The sequence below is a fragment of the Actinoplanes sp. NPDC051470 genome (genome assembly GCF_040682035.1).
Classification (GTDB): Bacteria; Actinomycetota; Actinomycetes; order Mycobacteriales; family Micromonosporaceae; genus Actinoplanes.
On record NZ_JBFBAA010000024.1, the window covers coordinates 83630 to 101205 of the forward strand.

A 17576-nucleotide genomic window follows, 5' to 3' on the forward strand; every position below is an offset into this window, starting at 1 on the left:
TCACCCCAGCGCGTAGAGCAGCGACGTCGAGCCGGCGGCCAGAAGCAGGCCGATCGCGGCGGCGCCGATGACCAGCTTGCCGCCCAGCGCGACGTCCTCGCGCCGGGCGGCGAGCACGTCGGCGTGGCGGGTGGTGGTGAAGACGCTCAGGCCGATGCGGTTCGGCGCGAGGCCGTCCGGGGTCAGCCGGCCCAGGGCGAAGACCTCGCGGCCTCGCGGGAGGCGGATCTCGGTGAGGCGCAGGACCTCGTTCCGGCCCAGACCGTCGATCACTTCCCGGGGTACGACCGGAGGCAACGTCACCGCGGCCGACCGCCGGTGGGCCACCGTCGTCTCGATCGTCGGAGCCGCCTCGGCGCGGTCCGGCCGATACACCAGCCGCGGGTCGACCGGCAGCCGCCCGGTCCCGTCGGCCAGCGCGGGCCGGCCCGGCGACATGGTGTCGAGCAGCAGGTCGTGGCCGCTGTCGTCGGCCCGGCTGGGCTCGCGCTCGAGCCGGACCCGATACCAGACGCACTCCTCGCCGGAGAGCGGGCCGACGACCGGGCCGGCCGGGCCGTGCTCGGTGACGCCCTCGACCGCCACCCGGCCGGGGCCGGCCAGCTCGCCGATGGCCGTCGGGCGCACCCGGCTCAAGGTGCGCGCCTCCCGGCGGTCACCCAGGTTGATCAGCAGGAAGATGCCGGCGCCGGCCGACAGGAGGGCGCCCAGACAGAAAATCAGCGTCGCCGCGGTGACCACACGGTCACGGTAGCGGGGCCGGGCGAGGCCGGGCCGGCGCGCGGTTCCACCACAGGGACAGGCCGACGCCGGTGAAGGCCAGCAGGACGGCGGCCAGGACGAAGAACACGGTGAGCTCGGTCTTCTGCTTGTGCAGGCCGATCTCCTGCGGCAGGTCGCCGAGCACGTCGGTGAGCTGGCCCGCGTCCTGAGCCCGGAAGTAGCGCCCGCCGGTCAGGTCGGCCACCTTGGTCAGCGCGTCCTCGTCGATGTCGAGGGCCCGCCGGCCGCCGCGGAAGCCGCCGCCGCCGAAGGCGCTGCCGGGGCGGCCGAACTGCGGGCCGGGTCCGATCTGGTCGGCGGTGCAGACCATCGGGGCCGGCTCGGTGGTGCCGAAGCCGATCGTGAACACCCGCAGCCGGCGGGCGGCCGCCTGCTCGGCCGCGGTGACCGGGTCGACCCCGGTGGTGTTGGAGCCGTCGGTGAGCACCACGATGGTGTCCGGCTGGAACGCCGCCGGGTCCTGGTTCGGGTCGGGCTCGCCGAGGTCGACACCGGTCCGCGCGACCTGGGGGTTCGACTCGGCAATGGCGTCGATCGAGGTGAGGATGGCCTGGCCGATGGCCGTACCCCGGGCCGTCTTGAGGGTGTCGATGGCTTCGAGCAGCTTGCCCTTGTCGGTGGTCGGCGGCACCATCAGCCCGGAGATGCCCGAGAAGGTGACCAGCCCGATCCGGGTGTTGCGGTCGGAGTTCTCGACGAAGTCGTGTGCCGCCTTGCTGGCCGCGGTCAGCCGGTTGGGCTGCACGTCGGAGCTGCACATCGACGACGAGACGTCGATGGCGAGCAGGATCGAGGTGTCGTTGGACGGCACCGCGATGGTGGCCTCGGGGCGGGCCACGGCCCCGGACAGCGCGACCAGGCCGGCCACGAACAGCGCGACCGGGATGCGTCGTTTCCAGGAGCTGCGGCCGGGCAGGGCGGCGCGGATCAGCGCGACGCTGGAGACGGTGATCGCGGTGCGCTTGCGGCGCCGGTTGAACCACCAGCGGGCCAGGAACAGCAGCGGCACGGCCAGCACCGCCAGGAGGGCCGGCGGCCAGACGAAGGACATCAGACGATCCTCCCGTGCCAGCGGAGCCCGAGCAGGGCCCCGGCCATCAGCAGGAGCAGGGCCCCCGCCGCGGCCCAGGCGGTCAGCTCGACCGGCTCCTTCTTGGTGGTGAGGCGCAGGTCGATGGAGTCGGCCGCGCCGGCCAGCGCGGCCGGGTCGCCGGCCCGGTGGTACGCGCCGCCGGTGGTCTGGGCGACCGCGGTCAGCACCGACTCGTCCAGCGCGGTACCGAGCTGGTAGCCGTCCACCTCGACGGTGGTGCCCCGGTCGGTGCCGATGCCGACGGTCTGCACCCGCACCCCGGCCGCCGCGGCCAGCTCGGCCGCCGCCTCGACGTCGGGTCCGCCGGTCTGCTGCCCGTCGGAGAACATCACGATCGTCGCCGAGGGCCAGTAGCCGAGCGATCCGGCGGTGGCGTCGGCCGAGATCGGCCGGCCGGTGATGGTGCCCAGCGCGACCAGGATGGCCTGGCCGAGCGAGGTGCCGCCGCCGGTGCTGACCCGGTTGATGGCGGCGATGGCGGCGGTGTGGTCGTCGGTCGGCGCCTGGGTGACCAGGGCCTGGTCGCCGAAGGCGAGCACGCCGATGTCCACGGTGTCCGGTTGGTCCTCGACGAACCGGGCCGCCGCCTGCTGCGCGGCCGCGAGCCGGGTCGGTGTCACGTCGTCGGCCTTCATGCTGTTCGAGGCGTCGAAGGCGAGCATCACGGTGCCGGCCACCCGCGGCACGCTGAGCTCGGCCTCGGGGCGGGCCAGGCCGACGAGCAGCACCGGCAGGGCGGCCAGCAGCAGGGCGTACGGAAGATGGCGCCGCAGCCGGCCCCCGGCGAGCGACCCGAACCCGGCCGCGGCCAGCGCGGCCGCCCGCCGACGTTGGAGGGCGACGTAGCCGGCCACCGCGGCCACCGTGACGACCACCGCGACGGCGAGCAGCAGCGGGTGGACGACCGTCATCGCCGCCTCCGCCCGGAATGCCGCACCATGCCGACCAGCGCGGTCAGCAGATCCTGATCGGTGGTGATCCGGTGTGGGTCGACGCCGGCCCGGCGCATCGCGTCGCCCAGCTCGCCCTCGCGCGCGTCCACCTGCGCGGTCAGCCGGGCGCGCAGCAGCGGGTCGCTCGTGTCGACCATCAGCTGCTCGCCGGTCTCGGCGTCTTCGACCAGGATCACGCCGAGGTCGGGCAGGTCGAGCTCGGCCGGGTCGACCAGCCGCACCACGACCACCTCGTGCTTGTGCGTCAGCATGGTCATCGGCCGTTCCCAGCCCGGCTCGGCCAGGAAGTCGGACAGCACGAAGACCAGGCTGCGGCGGGAGGCGGTGGCGGCGGCCAGCCGCAACATGGCGCCCAGGTCGGTGGTCTTCCCGAAATCCGACTTCGCGGGGGTACGGAGGAGCTCGCCCGCGATCCGGAGGATCTGGTTCCGGCCGGTGCGGGGCGGGATGACCTGGTGCGAGTGGTTGTCGAAGAGCACCGCGCCGACCCGGTTGCCGCCCTGGGCGACCAGCCGGGCCAGGCTCACGGCCAGGTCCGTGGCCACCGGCTCCTTGCCCTTGGCGCCGCCGGCCCGCATCGACGCCGACCGGTCGACGACCAGCCACGCGGTCAGCTCGCGGTCCTCGGTGTACTGCCGGACGAACGGTTCGTCGAGGCGCGCGGTCACGTTCCAGTCGATGTGCCGGACGTCGTCCTCGAGGGCGTAGAGGCGCAGGTCGGTGAAGTCGATCCCGGTGCCGTGCCACACCGTCCGGTAGGCGCCCTGGAGACGCCCGTCGAGGCGCCGCCCGAGTTTCCACTCGAGCCGCCTCAGCAACCGGTCGGGGGCTGACGTCATGACCGCCTGCACCGAGCGGCAGAGCCCGGCGGCTGCGGACGGCGCCGCAGGCGAGGGCCAGAAGGGCATGACAGAAGCAACTCAGCCATGGTCAGCGGCCCCGGCCCGCGGGCTCCGGCACGGGTGTGCCGGCCAGGATCTTGGACAGGATGTCGTCGGGCGTCACGTCGTCCGAGAGCGCCTCGTAGGACAGGACCAGGCGGTGGCGCATGACGTCGAGGGCCAGGTCGGAGAGGTCGTCGGGCACCACGTACTCGCGGCCGCGGAGGAAGGCCAGGGCCCGGCCGGCCAGCACCAGGTTGATCGACGAGCGCGGGCTGGCGCCGTACTCGATGTAGCGGCCCAGGTCGGTGAGGCCGACCCGGGCGGGTTCGCGGCTGGCGTGGGCGAGGTTCACCGCGTACTCGATCAGCGACGGGTCGACGTACACCTGATCGGCCTGAAGCTGGAGCCCGGCCAGGGTCTCCGGGTCGATGATCCGCTGGATCACCGCGGCCGGCGCCAGCGAGCGCTCGACCACGACGAACTCCTCGGTCACGCTCGGGTAGCCGACCAGCACCTTCATCATGAAGCGGTCGACCTGCGCCTCGGGCAGCGGATAGGTGCCCTCCGACTCGATCGGGTTCTCGGTGGCCATGACCAGGAACGGGTTGGGCACCTTGTGGGTCTCGCGGCCGATGGTGACCTGCCGCTCCTGCATCACCTCGAGCAGCGCGCTCTGCACCTTGGCCGGCGCGCGGTTGATCTCGTCGGCGAGCAGCAGGTTGGTGAAGACCGGGCCGAGCGACACCTGGAACTCGCCGGTCGGCTGGTGGTAGACCCGGGTGCCGAGGATGTCGGCGGGCACCAGGTCGGGGGTGAACTGCACCCGGTGGAAGTCGCCGCCGATCGCGGCGGCCAGCGACTTCACGGCCAGCGTCTTGGCCAGGCCGGGCACCCCCTCGACCAGGATGTGGCCGCGGGACAGCAGCGCGACGAGCAGCCGCTCGAGCAGCACATCTTGCCCCACGATGGTCTTCTTGACCTCGTAGAGGACCTTCTCGACGGGACCGGCCGCCTCGTTCGGTGTCATCCGCACGTCCTTCTTGCTATAGAGGTGGTCCACGGCCGTCTCCGTTCCCGTCGCCCCCGCCGAGCGCCGCGCCGATCGGCACGGCGAACCCGATGCCGATGAAGGTGCCGGCGTCGGTCGGGTTGGCCAGCGACACGACGATCCCGACGACCTGGGCCTGGTCGTTGATCAGCGGCCCGCCGGAGCTGCCCGGGTTGACCGCCGCGTCGAACTGGATGAGCCCGGTCATGGCGCCGGCTTCGCCCTTGGCCGCCCGGTCGAGCCCGGACACCACGCCGTCGGTGGTGCTGGCGGTCAGGCCGAGCGGGTTGCCGATCGCCACCACGTCGTCGCCGACCTGGACGCCGCCGCCGAGCGCGGCCGGCACCACGGTCTCGGGCAGCTTCTGGGGCCGCAGGGTGGCGATGTCCTGCTTGGGGTCCTCGCTCGCGATGGCCGCGGCGGAGCTGCCGCCGTCGGCGTACCGCACGGTGATCGCGTCGGCGCCGGCCACCACGTGTCGCGCGGTGAGGATGGTGCCGTCGGCGTTGACGATCACGCCGGTGCCGATCGCCGACTCGTCGTTGGCCCGGCCCTCGCCGCTCGCCTCGATGCGCACCACCGAGGGCAGCAGGGTCTGGTAGACGTCGGCCACGCCGAGCGGCGCGTCCGAGGCCGAGGGCGAAGGAGCGGGAGCGGGTGGTACGGCCTGAGGATCGTCGCCACCGCCACGGAACAGGACCACGGCGGTGATGGCCACGGCCCACACCACGACGGCGCCGATCAGGATCCGGCGCCGGAGCCCGGAACGCCGGGGACGCGGCTCGGGCGGGGACGCGGGCGCCGCCGGATCTTCACCGACGACACCCAGGTCGGTGATCACGACGCGCCCGTCGAAGCCCGCATACCAACGACTGTAGGAGCGTTTCCTCAAAGTTGACCCGGAGGCGGTCCGGCTTCTGCCAGGTTGTCAGCCTTTACCCAGAAAAGTTGACGCTTCCACCATCGCCCGGTCACCCAGCGTTCGCGTTCCACACCACCGTGTCGGCCTCGTAGCCGTCGAACTTGATCACCTGGGTGATGGTGAGGCGCGCGATGTTGCCCTTGTCGGTCAGCACACACAGCACGGTGCCCTTGCGGACGTCCTTGACCTCTTTCCCGCCACCGGCCAGCGCCCGCTCCTTGCAGTCGGCGAAGTCGGGCCGGCGGTCCCCGGTCCACTCGGCGATCCGGCCGCTCTGGTCGTAGTCGGAGACCGGCCCCTTGGCCGTCTCGATCCCGTTGAGGCCGCCGGCCGCGATGTCGCCCTCCTCGTCGACCGTGGTCGTGCGCGGTGGCGCCTGGTCCAGGTCGGTCTGGGTGGCGAACTCCTCGCGGAAGGAGATCGAGTTCTGCCAGCGGACCGAACCCTCGGCCGCGGCCGGCGCGCTGACGGCCGGAACGGACGTCGCCGCGGGAGCCGGGGTGGCCGGCGCGGGGGTGGTGGGCACCGGCTGAGGAGCGGCGGCGGAGGGCGGTTTGTCGTCCGGCGTGGACAGCAGTTGGAGCACCGCCACCAGGAGGGCGGCCGCGGCGACCAGCACGCCGACGAACTGCCACCAGGGCCGGCCGTGCCATTTGGTCGGCGAATCGGTCATGCACGCAGTATCGGGCACAACCATGATCGAATGCGGCCCCGCTCCTTCTGCTGGAGAGCGGGGCCGCAGTCACGCGGAGGCGTTGATCAGGACTTGTTGCTGCAGCCGCCGTTGCCCTCGCCGTAGCCGAAGACACCGAGGCCGACGCCGCACAGCACGTTGAGCTGGTTGGTGATCGGGACGGCGATGTTGTTGCCGGTCAGGAAGCCGTAGCTGTCGTCGCTGCCCTGGTAGATGTTGTCGTCGTCACCACCGGCCATCGCGGGCGACGCGAAGGCGAAGACGGCGGCGGTGGTGACGCCGGCGATGGCCAGGACGGACTTGAGGCTCTTCATCAGGTTCCCCTCGTGAGTTACCGGTTCGGTGAACTCAACGTATGCCCCATTTGTGGCTTATGTGGAGAAATGGGAAAATTAGTCCCGGTTCTTACAAGCAGCGGCCAGCGCCTCGAGCTCACGCATCAGGTTGTCGGTCCGCTCGGCCCCGAACGCGGCGGCCACCTCGGCGTGATGGCCGGCCGCGCGGCGGTCGAGCCGGGCGACCAGGTCGCGGCCCAGGTCGGAGAGGTAGACGGCGACCCGGCGGCGATCGGTGGTGTCCTGGCGACGATAGACCACGGCGTCGTCGACGAGGCGGTCAACGGCCTTGGTCAGGGTCGGATGAGCCATCAGGACGGCCTCGGCCAGATCGGTCATCGAGTGGCCGTGGCCGTCGGAGAGGGCACGCAGGATGCCCGGCGCTGGACCACCTCCTGGCCCTGCACGTGGCGGTGGTGGTGCACTACGTGGTGCGGCGGGGCAGCCGGGACTGGCTGAAGCATCTCGTCGTACCCGTGATCGCATTCTTGATCCTGCTGTACGTGGTGATCAACGCCAAGGTGGCCGCGCAGGTCCTCGGATTCGCGTGGCTGGGCGTCGGTGTCATCGTGCTGATCGTGTTCTACCTGACCGGGCGCCGACCGGCGCTGTCCGGACTCGCGGCCCAGGAGGTCGAATGACCGACGTCGTCAGCTACCGCCCCGATCCCGCCGACCTGGCCTACACCTTCGGCGGCCGGGAACCGGTGCGGCGCGTCCGGCCGGGCACGATCCTCGAGCTGTACACCGAGGACTGCTTCGGCGGCCGGGTCCGGACGGTCGACGATCTGCCGTCGCGGGTGTGCGAGTTCCCCTACCTGAACCCGGTCACCGGCCCGTTCTTCGTCGAGGGCGCGGAGCCCGGCGACACCCTCGCCGTGCACTTCGTGTCGATCACGCCGGCCCGCGACTGGGCCGTGTCGTCGACCTTCCCGCACTTCGGGGCCCTGACCGGCACGCACACGACGGCCACGCTGCACCCACCGCTCGACGAGCTGGTCTGGCGTTACGACGTCGACGTCAGCGCGGGCACGGTGCGTTATCAGGCCCGGCGGGGCGACTTCAGCGTCGATCTCCCCCTCGACCCCATGCACGGTACGGCCGGAGTCGCGCCCGGCGCCTTCGAGAGCCGGATGACGATCGTGCCGGACGTGCACGGCGGCAACATGGACACGCCGGAGCTTCGGGCCGGGGCCACCGCGTACTTCGGGGTGAACGTGCCCGGCGCCCTCTTCGCCCTCGGCGACGGCCACTGCCGCCAGGGCGACGGCGAGGTGTGCGGCACGGGCGTGGAGGCGGCCATGCACACGGTCGTCATCCTCGACCTGGTCAAGGGGGCCGGCACGCCGACGCCCCGGCTCGAGACGGACGCCGCGCTGATGTCGGTCGGGTCGGCGCGGCCGCTGGAGGACGCCTACCGGATGAGCCAGCACGACCTGGTCACCTGGTCGGCCGGTCTGCTCGGCCTGGACCAGCTGGACGCCTACCAGCTGATCAGCCAGGCCGGCCAGGCGCCGGTCGGCAACGTCTGCGACCCGAACTACACGATGCTGGCCCGGGTGGACAAGCGCTACCTGGGCCCGGCGCTCGCCTACGAGGGCGTGCACGGCCGCCTCCGCGCCACCGCGGCCGGCTACCTGGCCCGGTAGGGCGGCGCTCTTCTCAGGGCGCGCCCCGGCCGTCGGCCACGAGGGAAGCGAGGTCGACGTAGTAGCGGCCCGACTCGGTGTGCTCGCCCAGCAGGATGCGCCGGGCCGTGTCGGTGACGAGCGCCGCGCCCAGCGCCACCCCGGAGGCCAGCTGCGGCCAGCCGCTGAGGGTCACGCCGACCTCGGTCAGCGAAGCGGCCATCCGGGCGCTGATCCGCTTCTCGTCCACGATGGACAGGATGAACGGCACCTTCTCCTGGGCGGTCAGGCCGGCCAGATCCTCGGCCCGGGTCGCGCCGATCAGGCCGTGCAGGATCGGGCGGTCCGGTTCGAGGTCGAAGCGTTCCACGTCGAGCAGGCCGCGGTCGTTGGTCTCCATGATCACCGGAATGCCCAGGGCCCGGGCCCGTTCCCGGACGAGCACCTTCGCGGCCAGGTCGTCACACTCCTCGACGACCAGGTCGAGCCCCGACAGGAACTCGTCGACCCGGCCCGCCCGGAGCCCGTCCCGGTGCAGGTCGAGCTCGAGCCACGGGTCGATCCCGGCCAGTTCCCGGGCGGCCAGCACGGTCTTCTCGACACCCAGGTCGGCGACCCCGCCGCGCAGGCGGTTCAGGTTGGACAGGCTCAGCCGATCATGGTCGGCCAGCCGGAACGAGCCGCCCACGCCCTCGAGCGCCAGCGTGACCGCGGCCATGTTGCCCACCGACAGGCCGACCACGCCGATCCGGGCGCCGGCCAGCCGCCGCTGCTCATCGGGCGTGATCTTGCCGCGGTTGCGGTCGGCCCGCACCTCGCGGAACTCGTCCCGCGGCAGCAGATGCACCAGACGCCGGCTCCACGGGTAGTACACCCACGTGCCGTACCGCGCCGGGTTCCGGCCGTCGAGGTGCTCGGCGACCCGGCGGTCCGACTCGGCCTCGGTGAGCCGCTCGCCCGGGTGGCGGATCGCGATCAGCTCACGAAGTTGATCGAGCAGCGTGTCGTGGACGTCGCCGGGCAGGTCCGGTCGCCGCCCCTCGTAGCGGATCGGCCGCCAGGTCATCCGTGCTCCTCCCCCGTGCCGGTCACACGGGGGAAGAGGCTAGAGCCCTTCACGACGGACGACTGTCCGACGAGCGACAGGCGCTAATTCCGGACGATGTTGTGGTTGATCCGGAACAGGTTGTCCGGGTCGTGCTTCTCCTTGACCGCGACGATGCGGTCGTACAGCTCGGGGCCGTAGACGTCGCGCAGCTCCCCCGGGGTGAGCGCCTCCTCGGGCGAGACGAAGTTGACCATCCGGCGGGGGTGGGCCCACGGGGTCATCCCGGTGATCACGCCGGCCAGGTGACCGTGCATCGGGGCGGCCGCGGCCGGTCCGGCGATCCCGAGCGCGAAGAGCTGGAACGCCAGGCCGCGGGAGGGCACCGCGTCCGGGGTCTCGGGCGCCCGGTCGAGGGCGCCGCCCAAGGCTCGGATCTCGATGCTGGTGAGCGGGCAGTCCGAGCGGGGGCCGGCGATCCCGGTCAGCACCGCCAGCGCGGCGTCGGGCAGCTCGCGCAGGCCCAGGCTGCGGTCGAAGTACGGCAGCGGCAGCGGCGGGTCGTGGTGGATCATGGCCGAGCCGGTGTACGGAACCTCGGCGACCGTGTCGAGGACGGTGGCGCCGAGCGCCCGCATCGGGGCCAGCAGCCGCTCGCCCTCCCCGGCCGGCCCCACATAGGAGTAGCGGACGTGGACCACGAACGCGCCGCGCAACGGCTCCGGCAGGTCCGGCAGGTCGGGCAGCCGCTGGACGGCGACCGAGGTGGTCGCGGCGTCCGGCAGCGTCGCCGCGAAGTCCCGCCAGGCCGGCAGCACCTCGGCCACCCGCTCGCCGGCGAACCACAGACCGCCGGCGTAGACCGTGCGGACCGGCAGCAGCCGGAACTCGACCGCGGTGACCACACCGAGGTTGCCACGCGAGCCGCGCAGCGCGAAGAACAGGTCGGTCTCGTCGGTGGGCGTCGCGGTGCGGAGCCGCCCGTCCGCGGTGACCACGTCGATCGAGGTGATCTGGTCGGACGCGTACCCGTGGGGCCGGGAGAGCACCGGGCTCACGCCGCCACCGAGCAGGTAGCCGACCACGCCGACGGTCGGCGACGAGCCGTTCATCGGGGCGAGGCCGTGCGGGCCGGCCGCGGCGAGCACCTCCTGCCAGCGCGGCGAGCCGGTGACGCGGGCAACGGCCCGTTCCGCGTCGACGTGGACCGACGTCATCCGGTCGAGCGTCAGCAGCAGCTGGCCCTCGCCGGCGCGCGGCTGGAGATGCCCGCCGCCCCGGACCGCCACGGCCAGGCCGTTCGCCGCCGCGAAGCGCACCGCGAGCTGGACGTCGCCCGGCGACGCGGCGGCGGCCACGACGGCCGGGGTGAGCGGGGTGTTCAGGTTGAACGTGGCGCGTTCCTCGTCGTAGCCGGGATCGCCGGGCACGAAGACCGGGCCGGTGAGCTGACTTCTCAGGTCGTTGATCTGCACGCCCGGACAGACGCGGGCCCGGGCGCCGCGTTCAAGTCCGGAATCCGACTCAGGGCACGGTGACCTCGTAGAAGCGCGGCTTGTAGAGGTCGGCGTCGCCCGCGATGTCGTTCAGCGTCTTACCGTTCCAGGCGATGCTGACCAGCAGTTTCCCCGAGCTCAGCGGGTATTCGGGGTGGAGCTGCGGCGCGTACGTCTGATAGTTGGACCCGGCCGGCGAGCTGATCGTGGTCGTGCCGGTGGGGGCAGCCCAGGGTGTCGGCCGGGACTCGACGAAGACCGTGTCGCCCCAGCCGTTCCAGGGCTTGTAGGTGAGCACCCACCGGCCGTTGATCAGGCGGACGCTGGAGATCTGCGCGGACAGGATCGGCGCCGCCTGGGCCCGGTCGGTCACCCAGGCGCCGGACGCGTCCCGGAACCGCCAGGCGCCCGGCGTCTCGACCGAGCCGGTGGGCACCCGGGCCAGATAACTGCGATGCGGGGCGTACGGGTCACCGGGCGCGTTCGCGTACCCGAAGACGTACACGTAGCCCCCGGTCACGATCCCGTCCGCGCCGTACTGGGCGGTGGCCGCCGAGTCGCCGTCGATCAGGCCGGTCGACGGCGTGTTCCGCATGCCCTGGAAGGCCAGCGAGCCGTCGGCGTTGAACGCGAACTTGGCCAGCTCGACGCCGCGCAGCTGGAAGAAGTCGCTGGTGTTGCGGACCCGCTGGCAGAGCACGTAGAGCGAGCCGCCGACCTGGAACATGCCCTGCGTCCAGTACCGGTCGCCGTCGGCCGCGTCCGGCACGGCGGCCTCCCAGGTGGTCGCGCCGAACGAGCCGTTCCGGTCGACCAGGATCGTGTTCGAGATCATCCGCCAGCCCGGCTTGTAGGCGCCGGTCGCCGGGTCTTCCTCACCGATCACGGTGTCGCCGAACGACCAGTAGGTCAGCCCGTTGCCCGCCCTGAAGCTGGTGACCTGGTCACCGCCGCTCCAGGTCCAGTCGTTCCGGGCCTCGAAGAGGCTGGTGAAGCCGCCGGCCCCGGTCGGCGGCGCGAGCGGCGCCGGAACAGCGAGCAGAAGCGCGAGGAGTCCATGAAGGATCACCCCTTATTTATCGCCATTCGTCGATGAATGCGCAAGGGCCCGGCCATGGTCAGCACGGCGGCCGCGGCGATCAGGATCAGCCAGCCCTGCCAGCCGCTCAGGGCGGCCACCCACGGGTTGATCTCGACGCCCGGGCTCACCAGGACGTCGAGGTAGCCGAAGACGATCGTGTTGTTGACCGCGTGCGCGACCACGGCCGGCCAGATCGAGCCGGAGGCCAGGCGCAGCAGGCCGAGCACCACACCGAAGAGCACCACGAAGATCACGAAGGGTACGAACGAAGCGCGCGCGTCGGGACTCATCGCGAACCACGGCCGGACGTAGAACGGCAGGTGCCAGAGTCCGCCGATGACGCCGATGACGATCAGGGCCGGCCAGGTGCCCAGCCCCTCGCGGAGGCGGTTGAGCAGGTAGCCGCGCCAGCCCCACTCCTCGCAGAAGGCCAGGGGCAGGATCAGGACGAACTGGACGAGCGCCGGGCCGAGTCCCCTGGTCCAGTCGAGGTGGCCGAGGTCGGCCGGGTAGACGCCGGTGACGTGGTTCAGTGCGAGGGCCAGGGCGCCCATGACCAGGAAGAGGCCGACGGCGAGCGCGCACCAGCGGAGCGTACGCGGAAGGGGACGGACCGGGACCAACGACGTGGCCCGCGGAAGGTCGGAGGGCCGCCACACCCATCGCGCCGCGACGAAGGTCGCGACCGCGACCGACATCATCGCGGCGAAGAACAGGATCTGCACGCCGGTGACCTGCTCGACCACCCAGAGCAACCAGGTCAGCCCGAAGGCGATCCCCAGGAAGACTCCAACGTCCCGATATCGCATGTGCAACCTTCCCGATCGCGGCCCCGACATACAGGATGACGGAGTTCACCGGAGGGAGTGGGATGCGCCCTGAGCTGGAGAGCGAATATGTGGAATTCGTACGGGGGCGGCTGGCGCGGCTGCACCGCACGGCCTATCTGCTGTGCGGGGACGGGCACCGGGCCGACGACATCGTGCAGGCCACGCTGACCGCGCTCTATGTGAACTGGAAGAAGGCGGCGCGCGCCGACAACCTCGACGGGTACACGCACCGGATCCTGGTGCGGCGCTACCTCGACGACCGGCGGCTGCGCTGGTCACGGGTCCGGCTCGGCGACCTGCCGGCCGAGACGGTGACCGTGGTCGCCGCCGACCACAAGCTCGGCGAGCGGGACGAGCTGATGGCCGCGCTGCGGACGCTGCCGAAGGGGCAGCGGGCGGTGATCGTGCTGCGCTACTTCGACGATCTGTCGGTCGAGGCCACCGCGGCCGCCCTCGACTGCTCGGTGGGCAACGTGAAGAGCCAGTGCTCGCGGGGCCTCGCCTCGCTGCGCTCGGTCCTGAACGACAAGCAACAGCTGGAGACGGGAGGACGGGCGTGACGCTGGAGCAGCAGTTGCGGGATCGGCTGGGCACGGTGGACGTGCCACCGTCCCGGCTGGACGTGGGGAACGTGCTGGCCGCGGGACGCCGGGCCGACCGGCGCCGGACCGTCCAGGTCGCGGCCGGGACGGTGCTGGTGATGGGTGCGCTGGTCGCTCTCCCGTCGGTGGTTTTCGGATCGAGGGGTACGCAGCACGCGACACCGACCCCGAACCAGTCGGCGACGGCCGGCCCGCCGCCGTCCGGCGACTGCACGCTGACCAAGCTGCCCGTCCCCCGGGCCATGAAGAACCTGAGCGCGAGGGGGGTGGACCCGACCGGGCGGTACATCATCGGCGTCAACGTGAGCGGGAAGCCCGGCCCGAAGTCGGATCCGGACTCCGCCGACCGGTCCCAGGACGCCCAGCCGGTGCTGTGGACCGACGGGAAGGTCAAGACCCTGCCGGCGCCGCACCGCTCGATCCGGCTGACCGGCGTCAACGCCGGCGGGGTGGTGGTCGGCCTGGCCGGTGACACCGTGAACGACACCGTGTGGCGGTGGGTCGACGGGCAGCCCCAGAAGCTCCGGAACCCGGCCGGGAGCTGGGATTTCTCGTACGCCTTCGTCAACGCCCCGGGCGACGTCGTGGCCACCGGCGACACCGGCGTCCTGGTCTGGCGGGCGGGCTCGACCACCGCGACGAAGCTGCCGCTGGAGACCGGGGCCGAGGTCCGGGCGTTCACCGACGACGGCACGCTGATCGGCCAGGTGGTGTCGCTGGACCGGACCAAGGTCACCGCGTACACCTGGACCCTGAGCGGCGCCGCGACGAAGCTGACCGCCCCGGACGGCCGGAACGTGGAGATCTTCACCGCCCGCGGCGACTGGGTGACCGCCCGCATCGCACCGGCCGGCGCGGCCGTCCGGTGGAACCGGAAGACCGGTCACCTGGAGGACCTGAGGCTGCCGTTCCCGGCGAACGGCATCAACGGGCACGGCTGGGTGGTGTCCCAGGACGTGCTGGTGAAGGACACCGGTCCGGTCGGGCTCACCGACCCGACCGGCGACTTCACCGCGCCCTCGGACATCGCCGACAACGGTCTGATCGTCGGGATCCTGAACGACTACCAGACCCAGAACCCGGAGACCGGCGAGCCCGACAACCAGCCGGTCACCTGGACCTGCCGCTGACGTACTCGGCCAGGTGCTGACCGGTCAGGGTCGACCGGTCAGCCACCAGGTCGGCGGGCGTGCCCTCGAAGACGACCCGCCCGCCGTCGTGGCCGGCGCCCGGGCCCAGGTCGATGATCCAGTCGGCGTGGGCCATCACGGCCTGGTGGTGCTCGATGACGATGACCGACTTGCCCGACTCGACCAGGCGGTCGAGCAGGGCCAGCAGGTTGGCCACGTCGGCCAGGTGCAGGCCGGTGGTCGGCTCGTCGAGCACGTACACCCCGCCCTTGTCCCCCATGTGGGTGGCCAGCTTGAGGCGCTGACGCTCGCCGCCGGACAGGGTGGTCAGCGGCTGACCGATGCGCAGATAGCCGAGCCCGACCTCGTCCAGGTGGGTGAGGATCTTGTGCGCGGCGGGCGTGGCCGCGTCACCGGCGGCGAAGAACTCCTTCGCCTCGGTGACCGGCATGGTCAGCACCTCGTTGATGTCCTTGCCGCCGAACGTGTAATCGAGCACCTCGGCCTGGAACCGCTTGCCCTCGCACTCCTCGCAGGTGGTGGCCACCCCGGCCATCATCGCCAGGTCGGTGTAGATGACGCCGGCGCCGTTGCAGGCCGGGCAGGCGCCCTCGGAGTTGGCGCTGAACAGGGCCGGCTTCACGCCGTTGGCCTTGGCGAAGGCCTTGCGGATCGGTTCCAGCAGGCCGGTGTACGTGGCCGGGTTGCTCCGCCGCGACCCGCGGATCGGGGCCTGGTCGACCGAGATGACACCGTCCCGTTTCGACAGCGTGTGGTGGATCAGCGAGCTCTTGCCCGATCCGGCCACGCCGGTGACCACGACGAGCACGCCGGTCGGCACATCCACGTCGACGTTCTGGAGGTTGTGGGTGTTCGCCCCACGGATCTCCATGGCGCCGTCGGGCTTGCGTACCTCGTCCTTGAGCGTGGCCCGGTCGTCCAGGTGCCGGCCGGTGACCGTGTCGCTCTTGCGCAGGCCGGCCAGCGTGCCCTCGTAGCAGATCGTGCCGCCCGCCGTACCCGCGCCCGGCCCGAGGTCGACCACCCGGTCGGCGATCGCGATGGTCTCGGGCTTGTGCTCCACCACCAGGACGGTGTTGCCCTTGTCCCGCAGCTGGAGCAGCAGCTCGTTCATCCGCTGGATGTCGTGCGGGTGCAGGCCGATGGTGGGCTCGTCGAAGACGTACGTGACGTCGGTGAGCGACGAGCCGAGGTGGCGGATCATCTTCACCCGCTGCGCCTCGCCGCCGGAGAGCGTGCCGGCCGGCCGTTCCAGGCTGAGGTAGCCGAGACCGATGTCGACGAACGAGTCGAGGCTGTGCTGGAGCTTGGCCAGCAGCGGCGCGACCGACTTGTCCTTCACCCCGCGGACCCAGCCGGCCAGGTCGCTGATCTGCATGGCGCAACAGTCCGCGATGCTCTTCCCGTTGATCTTCGACGACCGGGCCAGCTCACTGAGCCGGGTCCCGTGGCACTCCGGGCAGGTGTCGAAGGTGATCACCCGCTCGACGAAGGCGCGGATGTGCGGCTGCATCGCGTCGACGTCCTTGGACAGCATCGACTTCTGGATGGCCGGGATGATGCCGGTGTAGGTCAGGTTGATGCCCTCCACCTTGATCTTGGTCGGTTCCTTGTAGAGCAGGTCGTTGAGCTCGCGCTTGGTGTACTTCTTGATCGGCTTGTCCGGGTCGAAGAAGCCGCTGCCCCGGAAGATCCGGCCGAACCAGCCCTCCATGCTGTAGCCCGGGATGATCAGCGCGCCCTCGTTCAGCGACTTGCTCTCGTCGTACAGCTCGGTGAGGTCGAAGTCGTTGACCGACCCGCGCCCCTCGCAGCGCGCGCACATACCGCCGGTGATGCTGAAGCTGCGCCGCTCCTTGGTCTGCTGGCCACCCTTGTTGATGGTGACCGCGCCGGCGCCGGAGATCGACGCGACGTTGAACGAGAACGCCTGGGCCGAGCCGATGTGCGGCTTACCGAGCCGGCTGAACAGGATGCGGAGCATCGCGTTGGCGTCGGTGGCGGTGCCGACCGTCGAGCGGGGGTCGGAGCCCATCCGCTGCTGGTCGACGAGGATCGCGGTGGTCAGCCCGTCGAGCACGTCCACGTCGGGCCGGGCCAGCGTCGGCATGAAGCCCTGGACGAAGGCGCTGTAGGTCTCGTTGATCTGCCGCTGCGAGTCGGCGGCGATCGTGCCGAACACCAGGGAACTCTTGCCCGAGCCGGACACGCCGGTGAAGACGGTCAGCCGGCGCTTCGGGATCTCGACGCTGACGTCTCGGAGGTTGTTCACGCGCGCACCGTGAACGCGGATCAGATCATGGCTGTCGGCCGCATGCACCCTGGTCATGGCGGCAATGGTAGAGGCGCTGGGCGGGGAGTGTTTCTCGATTCCTGATCAGTCCGGCCTAGGCCGTGTTTCATGACCCGACCAGGGCTGCGGCGTGGTCGGGTCATGAAACACGGCCTAAACGTCGAGGTCTTCGATTGTGGGCTCGTGCACCGCGTTGAGGACCAGTTCGTAGAGCTGGGGCGGGATGATCTCGCGCACCGCGTCGAGGTCGTCGGCGATGCGCAGGCTGGAGTCGGCGGGGATGCGGGTCCAGGACTGGTCGGCGCTCCAGTCGCCGATCCAGGCGCGCCAGCCGGTGCTCCACTTCTCGGCGTTCGGGCCGGTGTTCAGGTGGGCCTCTGCCCGCTCGTGGTGGACCACGAACTTCTCGGTGCGGGTGCGGTAGACGCGGTAGGTCTCGTCGCGCTCGTTGCCGGTCTGTTCCATCTCGGCCAGGAGCAGCCCGGTGAACCGCTGCTTGCGGCCGAGACCGGGGCCGACGCGGACGACGACCTCGTCGTACCCCTGCTGTCGCCCCTCTTCGACCTCGACGAACCGCCGCAGCGCGGTGGAGATCGCCGACGACAGCGTGCCGCCGGCCAGTTCCTGGGCCCGCTGGTAGAGCGGCAGGTCGTCGTCGGACACGTAGATCGTCTTGTTCGGCATGGGCTCACTATACGCATACATGTACGTAGACAGAACGGCAGCGGCGTGCCAGCCT

18 protein-coding genes and 1 pseudogene are annotated in these 17576 nt (G+C 71.4%); 4 read left to right on the plus strand and 15 right to left on the minus strand.

Annotation, left to right across the window (positions count from 1 at the left end; genetic code table 11):
- From AB0M54_RS33560 to AB0M54_RS33600, 9 genes are all read right to left on the minus strand, one after another.
- Positions 1–741 (minus strand): hypothetical protein, encoded by a 741-nt coding sequence (locus AB0M54_RS33560; protein WP_364328865.1) that lies wholly within the window; start codon positions 739–741, stop codon positions 1–3.
- Between the two features lie 4 nt (positions 742–745).
- Positions 746–1834, minus strand: coding sequence for a VWA domain-containing protein (locus AB0M54_RS33565; protein WP_364475736.1), 1089 nt, complete (start codon positions 1832–1834; stop codon positions 746–748).
- The gene (locus AB0M54_RS33570) at positions 1834–2787 is read right to left on the minus strand and encodes a VWA domain-containing protein (protein ID WP_364475738.1); all 954 of its coding nucleotides are present in this window, start codon (positions 2785–2787) and stop codon (positions 1834–1836) included. Before AB0M54_RS33570 ends, AB0M54_RS33565 begins: the two co-directional genes overlap by 1 nt.
- The gene (locus tag AB0M54_RS33575) at positions 2784–3668 is read right to left on the minus strand and encodes a DUF58 domain-containing protein (protein ID WP_364475740.1); all 885 of its coding nucleotides are present in this window, start codon (positions 3666–3668) and stop codon (positions 2784–2786) included. Before AB0M54_RS33575 ends, AB0M54_RS33570 begins: the two co-directional genes overlap by 4 nt.
- A 91-nt stretch (positions 3669–3759) precedes the next feature.
- Positions 3760–4740: an AAA family ATPase gene (locus AB0M54_RS33580; RefSeq protein ID WP_364328911.1), complete on the minus strand. Its 981-nt coding sequence runs from the start codon at positions 4738–4740 to the stop codon at positions 3760–3762.
- A gap of 16 nt (positions 4741–4756) precedes the next feature.
- Complete coding sequence (locus tag AB0M54_RS33585; RefSeq protein WP_364475742.1) at positions 4757–5602, minus strand: trypsin-like peptidase domain-containing protein; 846 nt, start codon at positions 5600–5602, stop codon at positions 4757–4759.
- Between the two features lie 130 nt (positions 5603–5732).
- On the minus strand, positions 5733–6356 hold the full coding sequence (locus AB0M54_RS33590; protein WP_364475744.1) for a hypothetical protein: 624 nt from the start codon (positions 6354–6356) through the stop codon (positions 5733–5735).
- An 86-nt stretch (positions 6357–6442) separates the two neighbouring features.
- Positions 6443–6691 (minus strand): hypothetical protein, encoded by a 249-nt coding sequence (locus AB0M54_RS33595; protein WP_364328882.1) that lies wholly within the window; start codon positions 6689–6691, stop codon positions 6443–6445.
- Positions 6692–6769: 78 nt separating this feature from the next.
- Entirely contained in the window at positions 6770–7198 is a 429-nt protein-coding gene (locus tag AB0M54_RS33600) for a MarR family winged helix-turn-helix transcriptional regulator (RefSeq protein ID WP_364475746.1), read from the minus strand.
- Here AB0M54_RS33600 and AB0M54_RS33605 point away from each other — a divergent pair.
- Positions 7108–7353: pseudogene (locus AB0M54_RS33605) on the plus strand (amino acid permease); the annotation flags it as partial. The gene AB0M54_RS33600 and the pseudogene AB0M54_RS33605 sit on opposite strands and share 91 nt — an antisense overlap.
- On the plus strand, positions 7350–8360 hold the full coding sequence (locus AB0M54_RS33610) for an acetamidase/formamidase family protein (RefSeq protein ID WP_364475748.1): 1011 nt from the start codon (positions 7350–7352) through the stop codon (positions 8358–8360). The pseudogene AB0M54_RS33605 and the gene AB0M54_RS33610, both read left to right, overlap by 4 nt.
- A gap of 13 nt (positions 8361–8373) precedes the next feature.
- Here AB0M54_RS33610 and AB0M54_RS33615 read toward each other — a convergent pair whose 3' ends face one another.
- The 4 genes from AB0M54_RS33615 to AB0M54_RS33630 all read right to left on the minus strand — a co-directional run bounded on the left by AB0M54_RS33615 (position 8374) and on the right by AB0M54_RS33630 (position 12770).
- On the minus strand, positions 8374–9405 hold the full coding sequence (locus tag AB0M54_RS33615; protein WP_364328887.1) for a ThiF family adenylyltransferase: 1032 nt from the start codon (positions 9403–9405) through the stop codon (positions 8374–8376).
- An 83-nt stretch (positions 9406–9488) separates the two neighbouring features.
- Entirely contained in the window at positions 9489–10859 is a 1371-nt protein-coding gene (locus AB0M54_RS33620; RefSeq protein ID WP_364475750.1) for an FAD-binding protein, read from the minus strand.
- A gap of 49 nt (positions 10860–10908) precedes the next feature.
- Positions 10909–11949, minus strand: a complete 1041-nt coding sequence (locus AB0M54_RS33625; protein WP_364475752.1) for a hypothetical protein — start codon at positions 11947–11949, stop codon at positions 10909–10911.
- Entirely contained in the window at positions 11946–12770 is an 825-nt protein-coding gene (locus AB0M54_RS33630; protein WP_364475754.1) for a type II CAAX endopeptidase family protein, read from the minus strand. The genes AB0M54_RS33625 and AB0M54_RS33630 overlap by 4 nt, the downstream gene beginning before the upstream one ends.
- A 62-nt stretch (positions 12771–12832) precedes the next feature.
- Here AB0M54_RS33630 and AB0M54_RS33635 point away from each other — a divergent pair, with 62 nt between their 5' ends.
- Entirely contained in the window at positions 12833–13351 is a 519-nt protein-coding gene (locus tag AB0M54_RS33635; protein WP_364328899.1) for a SigE family RNA polymerase sigma factor, read from the plus strand.
- Positions 13348–14523 (plus strand): hypothetical protein, encoded by a 1176-nt coding sequence (locus AB0M54_RS33640; RefSeq protein ID WP_364475756.1) that lies wholly within the window; start codon positions 13348–13350, stop codon positions 14521–14523. The genes AB0M54_RS33635 and AB0M54_RS33640 overlap by 4 nt, the downstream gene beginning before the upstream one ends.
- On the opposite strand, the gene AB0M54_RS33645 is transcribed toward AB0M54_RS33640, so the two are convergent.
- The gene (locus AB0M54_RS33645; protein WP_364475758.1) at positions 14504–16873 is read right to left on the minus strand and encodes an excinuclease ABC subunit UvrA; all 2370 of its coding nucleotides are present in this window, start codon (positions 16871–16873) and stop codon (positions 14504–14506) included. The two genes, AB0M54_RS33640 and AB0M54_RS33645, sit on opposite strands and share 20 nt — an antisense overlap.
- A 117-nt stretch (positions 16874–16990) precedes the next feature.
- Entirely contained in the window at positions 16991–17521 is a 531-nt protein-coding gene (locus AB0M54_RS33650) for an EXLDI protein (protein WP_364333170.1), read from the minus strand.
- Positions 17522–17576 lie beyond the last annotated feature (55 nt).

Coding starts and splice junctions, on each gene's coding strand:
- AB0M54_RS33615 (WP_364328887.1), bottom strand. CDS start 9,405: ATGACCTGGCGGCCGATCCGCTACGAGGGGCGGCGACCGGACCTGCCC.
- AB0M54_RS33645 (WP_364475758.1), bottom strand. CDS start 16,873: ATGACCAGGGTGCATGCGGCCGACAGCCATGATCTGATCCGCGTTCAC.
- AB0M54_RS33595 (WP_364328882.1), bottom strand. CDS start 6,691: ATGAAGAGCCTCAAGTCCGTCCTGGCCATCGCCGGCGTCACCACCGCC.
- AB0M54_RS33565 (WP_364475736.1), bottom strand. CDS start 1,834: ATGTCCTTCGTCTGGCCGCCGGCCCTCCTGGCGGTGCTGGCCGTGCCG.
- AB0M54_RS33635 (WP_364328899.1), top strand. CDS start 12,833: ATGCGCCCTGAGCTGGAGAGCGAATATGTGGAATTCGTACGGGGGCGG.
- AB0M54_RS33610 (WP_364475748.1), top strand. CDS start 7,350: ATGACCGACGTCGTCAGCTACCGCCCCGATCCCGCCGACCTGGCCTAC.
- AB0M54_RS33650 (WP_364333170.1), bottom strand. CDS start 17,521: ATGCCGAACAAGACGATCTACGTGTCCGACGACGACCTGCCGCTCTAC.
- AB0M54_RS33630 (WP_364475754.1), bottom strand. CDS start 12,770: ATGCGATATCGGGACGTTGGAGTCTTCCTGGGGATCGCCTTCGGGCTG.
- AB0M54_RS33590 (WP_364475744.1), bottom strand. CDS start 6,356: ATGACCGATTCGCCGACCAAATGGCACGGCCGGCCCTGGTGGCAGTTC.
- AB0M54_RS33575 (WP_364475740.1), bottom strand. CDS start 3,668: ATGACGTCAGCCCCCGACCGGTTGCTGAGGCGGCTCGAGTGGAAACTC.
- AB0M54_RS33600 (WP_364475746.1), bottom strand. CDS start 7,198: ATGCGATCACGGGTACGACGAGATGCTTCAGCCAGTCCCGGCTGCCCC.
- AB0M54_RS33580 (WP_364328911.1), bottom strand. CDS start 4,740: ATGACACCGAACGAGGCGGCCGGTCCCGTCGAGAAGGTCCTCTACGAG.
- AB0M54_RS33570 (WP_364475738.1), bottom strand. CDS start 2,787: ATGACGGTCGTCCACCCGCTGCTGCTCGCCGTCGCGGTGGTCGTCACG.